Source organism: Candidatus Brocadia sinica JPN1, from assembly GCF_000949635.1.
In the GTDB taxonomy this organism is placed as follows: Bacteria; Planctomycetota; Brocadiia; order Brocadiales; family Brocadiaceae; genus Brocadia; species Brocadia sinica.
On the sequence record NZ_BAFN01000001.1, the window covers coordinates 1,234,182 to 1,248,333 of the forward strand.

Genomic DNA, 14,152 nt, shown 5'->3' on the forward strand with positions numbered 1-14,152 from the left:
AAAATATGGAGTTGACACTTAATTATAATTGCGACATTAAAAACCCCAATATCTGAGAAGATATTGGGGTTTTTTGTTTCAGTAATCACTTATACATCATGAATCATTGCCTATTCAAATCATATCACGATACACATGCAGAATTCTTCATGCAACTCACGTGTGCAATAAGACCTTTACTTCATAATTTATGATATGACATATTCTAATAGGTTTTCTTGCTTACTGTATGTAAAATCTTTTCGTATTTCTTATACACTTTCTTTTCGTGCCTTACGGCATCTTTCACAATCCTATGAAAAAAAGCCTTTACGAAGGGATCTGTCTCCTGCTCTGCCAGCTTTAAATATTTTTCTTGCACTTGCCGCTCATCTTTTGCAACCATATCGAGCGCCTGATATAAATCCATTATCATACCTTCCTTTCTACGTTTTTAGAGGTAAGATACATTTAGCAGAACTCATATTTACCAAATAGAACAATAAATATCAATGATTCTTTTAACAAACATCAATGAATTTTTTTATTGACAATTAACAGTAGAAGAATTTGAATGTGTAAGCGTTGCGTTTTAGAGAAAGCTTGCTTATGCCATTTCCTGAAAGGAGATTAAGCCGTGAAAAATTTGACAAGAGGAGCTGTCCTTTTTTTGGTAACTTTTTGTTATGGTATTGTGATGGGGGGAGAAAGCCCTACCTTAGCAAATGAAGATCAAAAAACTGCCATTTCCGAGATACAAAAAACCTCCTCAGGAGATGTGATTATTAAATGGGACGAAAGGAGGGGTGTTGTTAAATATATTTCGGGGCAGCTTTCTAAACCTTCTGAGAGTCCTATAGAAGAATCATCAATAGATTTCATTAAACACTACAAGGCGTTATTTGGCGTGAAAGATCCTGAAAAAGAGATAGAATTGGACAGTGCCAATACGACACCAAAGGGTTATTTCATCAATTTAAAACAGAAAAAGGACGGATTGGACGTTATAGGTGGAAAGATCACGCTAAGGATAGATAATGGTATAATAACCACCGTAGCTAACTACTTCGAACCCAATGTCCTTGTTAAAACGACACCCGCTCTTTCCAAGGAAGAAGCAGTGGCTATCGCCAGACGTGAGGCAAACCTCACGAAAGTGGCTACTGATGTTGCGCTGGTTATTTTTCATTGGGAAGGAAAATTCAGACTTACTTACAAAACAGATTTCCAGTTTAATCCCAATCCAGAACCTTCAAGGTATCGAGTATATGTTGATGCAAATGACGGCACTGTCGTCCTTGTTGAAAACAGAGTCATGCACGCCGGTTCTGCTGTTGGATCAGGTATTGGTGTGGATGGAAAGTTAAAGAGTTTTGACACCTACGAGAAAAATGACATCTTCTATCTCGGCAACGCCCCTCTCCCCAACACAACCTCTACAACGATAAAAACTTATACGGCTAATAACATCAAATCTCTCCCGGGAAAAATACTGAAGGACGCAAACAATTCCTGGGAAGACCCGGCAGGAGTGGACGCCCATTTTTACGGAAACTTTGTCTTTGATTTTTATAAAAACAACTTCAGTAGCTTCTCCTGGTTTGCTGGAAGTGGCTTTGATACATCTCATGGCCTCTTATCAACCGTACATTATGGCACGGCATATGACAATGCCTTCTGGAATGGAACACAAATGGTATATGGCGATGGCGGCACAACATTTTTTCCCCTTTCAGGGGCGCTGGATGTAGTTGCCCATGAGATTACTCATGGTGTTACGGAGGCCATAAATAACCTCATATACAGTCAAGAATCCGGAGCGCTGAATGAGTCGTGGTCTGATGTCATGGGAATATTTGCATCTATCGACTACGGCGATGACCTCCCTTACTGGCTTGCAGAGGATATTATGAAGATCGCTAAAACCCCGGGAAAAGAAGCCTACTATGCGCTAAGAAGAATGGATGATCCCCCGTTTAGAACCGATAGTTACCCAGAAAACGACTACGATCCGAAAAATCCATTAAACAGCTGGGGTCAGCCGGAGCATACTTCTGAACAGTATCATGCAGCGAGCAGACCCTGGACAGACTATGGAGGTGTACATATAAACTCTGGCATCCCCAATAAGGCCGCTTATCTGATTATTACAAATACAAGCATCGGCGCCGAAAAGGCAAAACAAATCTATTACCATGCCATGTTCTACCTCTCGCCTAATTCTCAATTTGTAGATGCCAGGGATGCGGTAGAACAAGCTACTATAGATCTTTATGGCAAAGGACTGGAACTTGCTGGAGTACAGACGGCTTTTACAGCAGTTGGAATTAAATAAAGTTTTATATTTAATTACCAGGCACGTACAGAATATTCCTATAATAACATCTCATTGAGTAAACTTTTGCATAAGGCCTCCTAAAAAGGGTTCCAAAAATTTCTTTGAAAACTTATTTAAAATTTCATCCAACAATGCCGATATATATATTTGAAAAAGACAACGCCGTATCTTCGCTTGTGAAATAGCGTATCTCTTGTCCGGGAAAAAGCATTGAGAAAGGAGGTAAGGTGCCATTCTTATCTGAGCGGGAAAAGATGTAAGCAGGGTACAGTAACTCTATTAAATCATTTTTGAAAAGGAGTAAGGAATATGAAGAAGTTCTTAGGTATTTTCTTTGCAATATTTGTTACAATGGCTTTGGTAAGTTCGGCTTATGCAGGACCTGCTGACGATACGGCGCCTCAAGTTGGCGACGACACAACATTCTTTGGTAAATCAGAAGGACTAACCCTTCCAAACTTATGTGATAATTTTGGATATGTGTGGAGCCTCCAGGTAGCTGGCCCTGGCAAATTGGTAGGAAAGGTTGATACCGGAACCTGCGGTGTCTGGGACGTAGCAGGTACCTTTGATGCCGTGAACATACAACTTGTAGCAACGAACAATACTGGCAACTCGTGTTGTAAACAATTCACCTATACAGGTACCCATACAGGCAAAAGCGGCAGGAGCGCTTCCGGCACCTGGAACAATACCTGCGGTGGTAAAGGCAGCTGGTCAATGGCTGTTTGCAAATAAAAAAGTTCAAATACAAGAAATATGCTAATAGTCAATAAGAACAAAGGCATATAATGCCCAATTTTTCATTTAGTCACTGATTAGGATGTAACAAGGCGCATTTCTCATGAAAAGGGAATGCGCCTTTTTGTTTGGAACTGGGTATTCTGCCATTCGGCCGCGCTCAACCTTTTGAGACCTAGCGGTAGTGCCGACCCAACTCAGAGGCATATGTGGTTCCAATATTCTCTGCATTGCAAGTCAGCCAATCACTCAAGCGCATGCGCCCCGTTGGAGTTTTTTCTGAAATCAGGAGATTTGACATCAATCCATAAACTTCCTCTCGAGTTAACACCACATCATTGACGACATAGCCAACCAGCCTTGAAAAGAAAAGCGCCAATTCCGGCCAGAGATGAACAATCTTTGCTTTACTATGGATTTTGCTGGCGATAAGTTTAACCATTTCATTAAACGGGTAAATCTCAGGACCAACCGCATCGATAATCATATTCTCCTCGTGCTGGCCAGCCTTTACCGCTATTTCGGCCACGTCTTCCACAAAGACCGGCTGTAGTTTGTAATCACCGGAGCCCAGGATGACAAATATCGGAAGCCGCCTGAGGAGCCAGGCAATATTATTGATAAGGATATCCTCATGCCCAAAGAGCACAGTTGGCCTAATGATGGCGTAGGACAGCCTTGACTGGCTTATGGCCTTTTCCAAAATTCCCTTTCCTCTGAAATAAGGAAAAGGCGATGTTTCAGAGGCGTTCGTGATGCTGATATGCACAATCCTGCGGATACCTGCCTCTTCAGCCGCTTTCGTAAGGATCTTCGTATTCTCAACTGCCTTATCAAATGTAACTTGTCCGTAAGAAAAGCGTACCCAGTAGGTATTGTAAAGGATTGTTGCTCCTTGCAAACTCCTGATCAGGTCTTCCGGCTTGTCGAAATTAAATGGAGCAATACTCACCCGGTCGCCAAAGGGGTTCGGACGGTTGGGATGCCCGGTGAGCGTTTTGACTTTCTTTCCCATGTCCAGGAGTTTTTGGGCTATATATTTGCCCGTATAGCCAAATGCACCTGTTACAATATTTAATTCATCAAATGTTTCCATAGAAAAGTAAATCGGAGACCGCACTCTACCAACGCAACTTCACCTGTCGGTTTTATCCGAACAGAGAATGGCAATGCTACCCCAATTTTTCAAAGGGATACGTCGATACTTAAAAATTATACCCCACGCTCCCTATCATTGTGATATCATCTTTCTGGTTACCCTCCAGCGGTGTATTATCGTATTGGTTGAGGATTTCAAAGCTTAATGCTATAGATTTTGTCAGGTTGTGCCTGACTCCTACACCTGAATCTAAACGCCAATCTTCTTGATTTTCAACACTTTGTACATATTCTTGTTTAGCATATAATTTTGTATCCTGCAGGAAGATCCAATCCAAATAATTGCCAAACCTTAGACCCCAATAATCATCAGTGATCCCACCATGGAATCTTTCATAGGTATATGCAGGACCAGTTTCTGTTTTATATTTCAGCCTTTCTTTGATGGGTGGTAGTTGACTCTGTATTTCCGTCTTTAATATTCATACCGGCATCAGTATTTCCCTTCCATGTCTTTCGGGGAGGGGAAACTTTCTTTTCCTCTGATTGGGCAAGTTTTTCTCCGTTCGTATTCGAAGATTGCTGCAGACTACTTTTTGCTTCGGCTTCCTGTGTACTTGATTGAGATTCTTCTTTATGGGTACTCTGCGCATCGACGGAACTTGTCTGCGCTTGTTCCGATTCTTTTGTAGCAACCGTGATTGTTTCAGTTCCCGTCTCAGAAGAAGCTAATGTATCCGTAGTATTAATATCGATATCTTTTAATGTTTAGGGACTTTACCCCATCTATCAACAGACAACTTTCCGGACGCATTATTACACATTACACGATGATTTCAATCTGCGGGAGGGGCACCCTGAGGCTCAAGCAATTTTTCTCCCAAATGCCCCTATTGTAAATTGCTTCCGGAGGTACCATGCAAAAGAGTCCAGCAAACTTCATCCGTTCCAGAGTTGGCAATACTATATCCACATGACCTTCATGTCAAGATTAAAAGGTCTCCGTAAATTGCGTTTTATCCGGTAGAAAAACCTATCTTACTGGGTCTCTTGTTGATTGCATTTAGTATCAAAAGGATATGTCCTTAAGGCAAAGGGGAGAAAGATAAGGGCATTTATTCTTCAAATGCTTCGGGGAACGCATTTTTCTCTTCTGTTCAGAAGCCTGTCAATAATCAGCGTAACGAGCAATACTTCAATTAGAATAAATGCTCTATCTCCTGATCAGAACGAATCAGAAGAGTTTTTATTGTTTTAAGATGGGTGGGAGTAATATACTATTGATTGAAAACTTATCATAAATCAACCAAAGGCAGACCAAACAAAGTAGTAACAAGCAGTCCTTACAGTAGAACTGTCTTTAAATGAGAACTATCCATGAATAAAAAGTTTTTCATATCTTTTATTGTACTCTTGGTAAGTCACATAACCTTTTTATCACCACAAAACGCAGGTCTTCAATCCACAGAGAGCGCTTCAACATCTGTTTCAAATGCCTCAATATACAACGTCGATACTATCGGCACCACCTATAAAGAGGTGTTTGGACAATTTGGTGACAATGCTGAACGACTCTACCAACAATATGGCACGTTTGCTCTTGAATTTTTGGAAGAGTATAAAATTGAAGGGCTTGCACTTCTGGAAAAATACGGCAGGGAAATGGCCGACTTGTTCCCACTCTTGGATCACAGAGACATCTTTCATCTCTATAACAATCCTCATAATATCATAAATAATCTCCACATATTCTCACCCAAAGCCCTTGCTGACTTTTATAAATCCGTTGGAGACGAAGGGCTAAAATATATCGCCAGCAACCCGGAAAACTTTTTTCTTATCCGTGAAAATAAAGAGAAGGGGTTCGACTTAATCAAACTTGCCAATGAAAAGGGCGATATTGTCTTCCCCCTGGCACAAAAACATGGAATCGTTTTTGCAAAACTTTACGACGAAGACGTATTAAACATCGTCATGAAGTTTCAGGAGGATGGCCTCCTGGCCTTGAAGGAATATGGGGAAAAGGCAAAGACCTTATTCAATCTTTTCATTGATGACGATACCTTTTATCAGGTAATTAAAACGTACGGACACAAACAGACCATTCCCATCATTTACCTTTTTTATAATAATAAAGATTTTAACAGCCAATTATACAACTACTTGAAGACAGCAAGCGCCTACGAATGGATAACAACCTGGTGGTATAACACAGGCACATCTACGGCAAATAGACAAGGAGATGTAACCGTACAACGTGAAAATGCCAGGAGGGCTATTAGTCTTATTTTTGAGTTGGGAAACGATTTCATGGATAGATTTGAAATCCTCGACATCAATAATGTCAAGGAAGAAGCTATAACCACCATTACGAACAAATTAAGGAATTTCTTTATTTCCGATGTCGAGAAGGTCAGCCGGAAAAGAATTCGACAGGAAGACATTACCTTACAGGACAAGTTATTTGCAGGACTGGATATCCTGGGACTTGTCCCAGTTGGCAGCGGGATATCCAGGGGAGCAAAACTTGCAGTAAAGGGGGCACGTTTTACAAAGACCACAAAAGGGTTTAGTGGTCTTGTCCATTTAACCGATGATCTTGTAGCGGCCTATGGCGATGATGTCATTCAGTTTGTAGCAAAATACGGAGACGATGGAATTAAGACGTTGAAGGCAACGAACGGCAAAATCCTTAACCTCTCACAGCAATATGGAGATGATGTGGTTCGATACGTTTCTCAATATGGTAGTACTGCGGGGGATGTAATTGAAAGATATGGTGACGATATTTTAACCCTGGCACATAAATATGGAGATGATGTTATCAAATACACTACAATCTATGGCGAAGATGGCTTCAGGGTTATCCAGAAGCATGGCAAAGATATTGTGCTTTTAGGCTCAATTTATGGCGACAATGTTATCAAATTATCCGCCCTCTACGGAGACGAAGTTATTTCGTATGTATCCAAATATGGTACAAACGGTGTAAAAGTCATTGAAAAATATGGTAACAATGTAATTCAAATGGCAAAAAGTCACGGAGACGATGTCATTAAGTATGTTAGTATGTACGGTGATGACGGTCTTAAGCTTGCCGGCAAAGGGAAGGCTGGCCTTCTGGTAATGCGCTTTCTGTCGCCCAGGGTATTTGCAAAATGTGTGAAGTTTATCAAATATGGCCTGGTTGCATCCATCTTGCTCATTTTTCTTACCCACCCCATTGCATTCCTATCCGGACTAATCAGCTTTCTTGCATGGCTATTTTGTACCAGCCCCGTACTTATAATTATCATTTTATGTTTTATAGCGGTTTTTTTCCTTATAAAGTTTTTGAAGAATTTCAAGGTTTTTTTCAGACCATTCTCGCTCATTTTACGGGTATTGAAAAGATTTGTATAATTACATGAGAAGCCGTTTTTCACAATAAAGAGAATAAGCCACGGTATAAAACCCTCACAAAAAACTTTACGAGAAATATTTTTTAAATTTTGTATTGACATTTTAGCCAAAAATGTTTTGAATAATAAACGTTTAGAAAATTAAACGTTTGCCAATATAAACAGAAATCTCTCATATCTCCCAACGAGAGACCCCGGTTCTTCCCGCAGGTTAAAACCTGCGGGAAGAATTTAATGTGCTGCACAACCGCAATCCAATTACTTCCATTATCACCCACCTTACACTGGGAAAAAACTTGTAAATAAAATGCATGTATAGGGTATACTATGGAAAGGCAGACAGAAATAACCTTAATGGGTTACCGTTTACAATCATTTTCATCTTAGAAAAACACACATGACACGGGTGACTTTTGATGAAAGATATGGAACCAAACCAGAAAGACTATGCGATGGACTGACCTATTGGTGTCAATAATACCCGTAACCCGTAATATGACTATCTCAGACAAAATAAACCACCTCAGATATCTGTTTCAACATCTTTTGGGGAAAAAAGGAGTCACCAACCTGAAAGGCCGTCTTGCGAGAAGTGCTTCTGGCTCATTTGGGCTCAGAATAGCCTCTACAGGCCTATCATTTATCATTGGCTTATTACTCGCCCGATTATTAGGTACCGCAGGTTATGGCGCCTATACCTATGCCATAACCTGGGTGGGATTTCTTGCAGTTCCTGGGGCGTTGGGACTGGATAAACTGCTTGTTCGGGAAGTTGCCATATACGAAACCACATCTGAATGGCATTTCATGAGGGGTCTCCTCCGGTGGGCAAATCAGACGGTATTGATCGTTTCGCTAGGGCTGGCATTATTAGCCGCTTTCATCGGCAGTATCTTTGCCGGTCGCCAGGATTCTTTGGTTTTAATCTCCCTCTGGATAGCCATGGTCTCGCTCCCCCTGGTTACACTTACCAGGCTAAGACAGGCCGTACTGAAGGGGCTCAACAGGGTAATAGCCGGACAAGTACCAGAAATGCTCATCCAGCCAATACTCTTTCTCTGTTTTCTTGGCATTACCTATCTGCTTCTCGGGAAAGCTTTGACTGCGCCACGAACGTTGGGAATAAACATTGCAGCTACAGGAATTGCCTTTATTGTCGGAACGCGGGTATTACTCAAAACGCTTCCACCATCCATCAAAGAAACTGGTCCTTCCTATAAAATTCGGGAATGGATGCGAAGCGCTTTACCCCTGATGCTCATCACCGGTATGCAGATAATAAATGCCAAAACAGACATCATTATGCTTGGAGCAATGAAGGGCACAAAAGAGGCAGGTATCTATTCGGTTGCTAATCGTGGGGCAGAATTTATTACCTTTATCCTGCTTGCTGTCAATACAGCACTGGCACCCACTGTGGCAAGTCTCTATGCAGCAGGAGACATGAAAAAATTACAGGATGTTGTCACAAAGAGCACCCGGGTAATTCTATTATTTTCGCTACCTATCGGTCTTGCCCTTATATTATGCGGCCATTGGTTCCTGCTCCTTTTCGGAGAAGCCTTCACCCAGGGCAGAATGTCCCTTGCAATCTTATCGGCCGGTCAGCTTGTTAACGCATCAATGGGCTCTGTCGGCCCCCTGCTCGTTATGACCGGGCATGAGCGGAATGTTGCTATTGGTGTGGGAATCAGTGCAGCATTGAACATCATTCTGAATGCGCTATTAATACCCGGATGGAGTATTGCGGGAGCGGCAATTGCTACCGCAAGCAGCATGATTACCTGGAATATTTTGCTGGCAACATGGGTATACAAAACGATTGGAATCCATTCCACCGCATTGGGAGAATTTGTTCCCTGGAGAAAAGGATGACGAAACCCGAGTTCTTTATCGCAGGTGCGCCAAAGTGCGGCACTACTGCAATGCAGGAATATTTGAGGCAACATCCGGGTATATTCATGCCGGATATGAAGGAGATAAATCATTTTGCCGATGATTTATTGAAACAAGATGACCCTTTTCTCAAGAGAGAACGGTACCTTTCGTTATTTGAAGGAGCAGGTGAAAACCAACTTGCAGGTGAAGCTTCGGTTTACTATTTATTTTCAAAAAATGCAGCACGAAACATCAAGTCCTTCTGTCCCGGTGCAAAAATTATTATCATGTTGAGGAATCCTGTGGACGTTCTCTATTCGCGGCATGCGCAGCTCGTTTATAATGGTGCCGAGGATATTTTGGATTTTGAAGCATCTCTGGCAGCGGAAGAGAAAAGGAGAAACGGCGAACTGATTCCCCGGAATATCCGGATAGAGAAAAAACTCCTCCACCGCGAAGTGGTGAAATTTACAGAACAGGTAAGAAGATATTTTGACACCTTTGGGAGAAATCACGTTCACGTAATCATCTATGATGATTTTAAAAGGGATACCGCAATGGTATACCGTGAGACGCTCAGGTTTCTTCATGTCGATACCGGTTTTCGGCCCGATTTCAAAGTTATTAATCCGAACAAACGTGTCCGCAACAGAACCCTTCAGCGCTTCTTAAAAACCCCTCCTTCGTTGGTGCGTACAATCGGCAAATCGCTTCTACCTCAATCGTTCCGCAACGTGCTGCTGAACAGGCTCAGAAAATTAAACACCCACTATGTTTCCCGGCAGCCTATGTCCCCGGAATTACGGAGGCGTTTGCAGGAAGAATTTGCTTCAGAAGTAAAGGGTTTAAGCGAGCTTTTGGGACGGGATTTAAATCATTGGAGTACAGACAAAAGCATAGATGCGCAGGAGACACCAGAAAACTGAAATACTTCCTGACGCAGCAAAACAGCAACCAAAATTCTTACCATGGAGTAATGGAGTGGTGTATTATCGATAACTATATGAATAACAAATCAAACTGGCTGGGGCCGGTTGCCATTGGCGGCGTTGGGGGGAGTGGTACAAGGGTTATTGCCGAAATTCTCATACAACTCGGTTTTTACCTGGGAAAAGATATGAACCCCGCCCGTGATAATTTATGGTTTACACTACTATTCAAGAGGCCTGATTGGTTTTTTAAAAAAGTAACCAGGAAAGAATCGCACATTATGAAAGGCCTCAGCATCTTTGAAAAGGCAATGACTGCTCATGGAAAACCCCACTCTGAAGAATTGAGTTTTATCATGCGTGCGGTTGTTGAAATGATGTTTAAAGGGCATGATTATTCAGGATCGGGTCGCGGTTTATGGCCAATAAGGAGGGCAGTAACCATGCTCCACTCAAAAAAAATTAACCGTTTAAAATACCTGGGTTGGGGCTGGAAAGAACCGAATACCCATATTTATCTTGAGTATTTAAACAACCATTTTCACCGTTTGAAATACATACATCTTATGCGACATGGAATCGATATGGCATATAGCCGTAATCAATCCCAATTATACAACTGGGGAAGGATGTTTGGAATTGCAGTGAATGATTCATCGATTCCTCTTCCCAGGCTATCGCTTCAGTACTGGAATGAGGCGAATAGAAAAGCGATAACCCTTGGCCGAAAACACCTAAAGGAAAGGTTCCTGGTTATTAATTTCGACAAGCTGTGCACGGATCCACGACATGAAATAGAATTGTTAATACATTTTCTGGGATTAGATACCAGATGTGTAAATATGGATGAATTGGAAAGACTCCCCAGATTACCGGAATCTGCTGGCCGCTATAGAAAGTATGATTTATCCATTTTTGGCAAAGAGGAAATTGAAGCTGTAAGGGAATTAGGGTTTATTGTCGATATTTAGATATTTATACGGGCAGGATGAAATAAACAATCAATATGAGAATACCAGATTTCTTCATTGTCGGCGCGCCGAAAAGTGGGACAACCGCTATGTGCGCGTATCTCAGGCAACATCCGGAGATTTTCATGCCGGGAAAAAAGGAGTCTCACTTTTTTGGTACCGATCTTAATTCACCGAGATTCATCAGAGACAGAGAAATATATCTTTCTTTATTTTCCTGGGCAAAAGATGAAAAGAGGGTCGGAGAATCCTCGGTTTGGTATCTTTATTCAAAAAAGGCTGCTTCTGAAATTAAGGAATTTTCACCTTCCGCAAGCATTATTATTATGTTGAGAAATCCCGTGGACATGCTCTATTCTCAGCATAGCCAATTTCTTTATAATGGTAATGAAGATATCGCATGTTTCGAAGAGGCCATTAACGCCGAGGATGATAGAAAACGCGGCTTACGCATACCGCCTGGCGTCCATTTTATCGAAAGTCTTTTTTACCGGGAAACAGTAAAATATACTGAACAGGTTCGGAGATATTACGATGTTTTTGGAAGAGAAAATGTGCATGTCATTATTTATGATGACTTTAAAATGGATACAGTCAACGTTTACCGGGAAAATCTGCGCTTTTTAGGTGTAAGAGGGGATTTTCAGCCGGAGTTTAGAACTATCAATCCGAATAAGCGTGTACGCAGCAATATATTACGAAACCTTTTACAAAATCCACCGCAAATCGTCAGGGTGCTTGGTAAATTTTTTATGACTCACACGCTGCACCAGAGGTTTGTTAAAAAACTGACGTCTTTCAATATGAAATACGAGACTCGTCCACCTATGGGTACGGAGCTAAGGAAGAGACTACAAGCTGAGTTTGCATTAGAGATAGAACAATTAAGCGAACTTTTAAGACGTGACTTGACTCATTGGTGTAAAACATAAATTTACGGAAAAAATATTTTGATGATACTTTTCAAAAAATTAGCGTATGGCTGATACTATTGAGTATCATAACCCACTCGGCAAATCAGACTATTTGTCAATTCAGCATCTGGAACGGTATAAGTTCTCCGTTTCTCGTCTTAAACCAGGCCAGCGGTTATTGGATATTGCTTGTGGTGCCGGTTACGGAACTGCCCTGCTTTTAAAACATGGTTGTAAAGCTGTAGGTGCCGATTATGATGAACAGGCGGTCGCTGATGCTCAAACCAGATACAAGTATGGAAATTTTGTAAGGGCTGATGTCTTAGACATTCCATTTAAAGACGAATCTTTTGACGTCGTGGTAAGTTTTGAAACCATAGAACACGTCCATGATGGCAACAGTTTTCTTTCCGAGGTATATCGGGTATTAAAGCCCGGCGGCACCTTCCTCTGCTCTACTCCAAACCTTCGGTACACAGCCCATCCACCGTACCATGTCAAGGAATACTGCCCCGAAGAATTTTACGGACTTGTAGAGCAGCGATTTTCTCAGGTGGAACGTTATGGTCAGTATTTCAAACCTTTAGACAGAGCATCCGACTTATATCATCGGCATTTCCATGCCTTTTTCGTTTCTCTCCTTGAGAAGACGAATATCAAAAAAACGTCAAAATGCATACTCCGTCCTGCTGTCAGGAAAGGCATAGAAAATCCTGCATGTCAATCTCCTGGAGATTTGATGATCGGGCAGGCTTTTCAAGAAAATGGTAATTCATACTATCGGGTACGCCCATTCATCAATACGAAACGACTCAGGATAATGGTCGTTGCGGCGAAAAAGGGGACAGATTGAAACTTGCTATTCTAACCTACCATCACGAACCTTTCAGTCACCGTATTTATCGCGAAAACATCGAGCGTGAGCTGGTTTTGCTCGGAATAGAGGTATTCCCTTTTACGGACGATAACCCTATTCCAAAAGAATGCGATCTTGTGTGGGAACCGGGGATTGCTGGCAGCCGTTCACCTCACCCAAGTTTAAAAAATACTCAACGACCTGTTGTAGTAACTGTGCATGGAGTCGGCCCTTTTACCATGTCATGGTATGAAATCTATCCAAACCTTTTACAAGCTTTACGTGGGAAAATACAGGAACACAGAACATTGAGTGCCTGGCAGTGGTTTTGGAAAAAGATTTCTGCAGTAATTACCGTTTCTGAGTTTGCGGCACAGGAGATATCCAGTGTTTTCAGCATTCCACGGCACATGATTTACCCTGTTTATCATGGCATTGACCATACTATTTTTTACGCAGATGGTAAAAAATCAGACATTGAATATCCTTACCTGTTGCATGTATCACAGTACAAACCGAAAAAGAATACAGATCGCATTCTGGCAGCTTATGCAAATTTGCCAGAAGATAAGAGGCCTGCCTTCGTAGCAATCCTGCCAGGCTATAAAGAGAAAAAAATTGCCATAAAAGGCGTCAAACTCATTGCTGAGGAATGTTCTTCAGCAGAACTGGCAACATGGTACCGGAGTGGGATGGGATTTGTGTTTCCGTCGTTGCACGAAACGTTCGGCATGCCTATTCTGGAGGCTATGGCATGCGGGTGCCCGGTAATTACCTCTAATATCAGCGCCTGCCCTGAGGTAACCGGGGATGCTGCCTTATTCGTAAATCCGCGTTCTGTGGCTAGTATTACCAGCGCCATGAAACATTTGATAGAAGACAAATCACTGCGTCAATCGTTCCGCCAGAAGGGTCTGGTTCGGTCTCAGCAATTTACCTGGCGGAAAAGTGCGGAAAAGCATCTGGAAATTTTTGAAAAAGTATTGGCAGAAAATCGAGAACCCAAGATCAGAAACGAGATAAACTAGGCCTTCGGACTTGTAGTTA

12 protein-coding genes are annotated in these 14,152 nt (G+C 41.8%); 9 read left to right on the forward strand and 3 right to left on the reverse strand.

What is annotated here, in order from left to right:
* Positions 1-205: 205 nt before the first annotated feature.
* The gene (locus BROSI_RS05585; RefSeq protein ID WP_157842401.1) at positions 206-415 is read right to left on the reverse strand and encodes a ferritin family protein; all 210 of its coding nucleotides are present in this window, start codon (positions 413-415) and stop codon (positions 206-208) included.
* 201 nt (positions 416-616) lie between these two features.
* On the opposite strand from BROSI_RS05585, the gene BROSI_RS05590 reads away from it, so the two are divergent.
* A complete protein-coding gene (locus tag BROSI_RS05590; RefSeq protein WP_052562778.1) occupies positions 617-2,314 on the forward strand; it encodes a M4 family metallopeptidase in 1,698 nt (565 codons plus the stop codon).
* Positions 2,315-2,626: 312 nt separating this feature from the next.
* Complete coding sequence (locus BROSI_RS05595) at positions 2,627-3,055, forward strand: hypothetical protein (RefSeq protein WP_052562779.1); 429 nt, start codon at positions 2,627-2,629, stop codon at positions 3,053-3,055.
* Positions 3,056-3,233: 178 nt separating this feature from the next.
* Here BROSI_RS05595 and BROSI_RS05600 read toward each other — a convergent pair whose 3' ends face one another.
* Both BROSI_RS05600 and BROSI_RS18955 read right to left on the reverse strand, forming a co-directional pair.
* Positions 3,234-4,154: an SDR family oxidoreductase gene (locus BROSI_RS05600; RefSeq protein WP_052562780.1), complete on the reverse strand. Its 921-nt coding sequence runs from the start codon at positions 4,152-4,154 to the stop codon at positions 3,234-3,236.
* Positions 4,155-4,263: 109 nt separating this feature from the next.
* Positions 4,264-4,638 carry a DUF481 domain-containing protein gene (locus BROSI_RS18955; RefSeq protein WP_082059062.1) on the reverse strand — a complete coding sequence of 125 codons (375 nt, stop codon included), beginning with the start codon at positions 4,636-4,638 and terminating at the stop codon, positions 4,264-4,266.
* A gap of 895 nt (positions 4,639-5,533) precedes the next feature.
* Between BROSI_RS18955 and BROSI_RS05610 the strand changes: the two genes are divergently transcribed.
* The 7 genes from BROSI_RS05610 (at position 5,534) to BROSI_RS05640 (ending at position 14,133) form a co-directional block, all read left to right on the forward strand.
* Positions 5,534-7,558 carry a hypothetical protein gene (locus tag BROSI_RS05610; protein ID WP_052562782.1) on the forward strand — a complete coding sequence of 675 codons (2,025 nt, stop codon included), beginning with the start codon at positions 5,534-5,536 and terminating at the stop codon, positions 7,556-7,558.
* A 494-nt stretch (positions 7,559-8,052) separates the two neighbouring features.
* Entirely contained in the window at positions 8,053-9,432 is a 1,380-nt protein-coding gene (locus BROSI_RS05615) for a flippase (protein WP_162183221.1), read from the forward strand.
* A complete protein-coding gene (locus BROSI_RS05620) occupies positions 9,429-10,361 on the forward strand; it encodes a sulfotransferase domain-containing protein (RefSeq protein ID WP_052562784.1) in 933 nt (310 codons plus the stop codon). The genes BROSI_RS05615 and BROSI_RS05620 overlap by 4 nt, the downstream gene beginning before the upstream one ends.
* Complete coding sequence (locus BROSI_RS05625) at positions 10,313-11,335, forward strand: sulfotransferase (protein WP_157842402.1); 1,023 nt, start codon at positions 10,313-10,315, stop codon at positions 11,333-11,335. The genes BROSI_RS05620 and BROSI_RS05625 overlap by 49 nt, the downstream gene beginning before the upstream one ends.
* Positions 11,336-11,370: 35 nt before the next feature.
* On the forward strand, positions 11,371-12,267 hold the full coding sequence (locus tag BROSI_RS05630; RefSeq protein ID WP_052562786.1) for a sulfotransferase family protein: 897 nt from the start codon (positions 11,371-11,373) through the stop codon (positions 12,265-12,267).
* Between the two features lie 46 nt (positions 12,268-12,313).
* Positions 12,314-13,102 carry a class I SAM-dependent methyltransferase gene (locus BROSI_RS05635; protein WP_052562787.1) on the forward strand — a complete coding sequence of 263 codons (789 nt, stop codon included), beginning with the start codon at positions 12,314-12,316 and terminating at the stop codon, positions 13,100-13,102.
* The gene (locus BROSI_RS05640) at positions 13,099-14,133 is read left to right on the forward strand and encodes a glycosyltransferase family 4 protein (RefSeq protein ID WP_052562788.1); all 1,035 of its coding nucleotides are present in this window, start codon (positions 13,099-13,101) and stop codon (positions 14,131-14,133) included. The genes BROSI_RS05635 and BROSI_RS05640 overlap by 4 nt, the downstream gene beginning before the upstream one ends.
* Positions 14,134-14,152 lie beyond the last annotated feature (19 nt).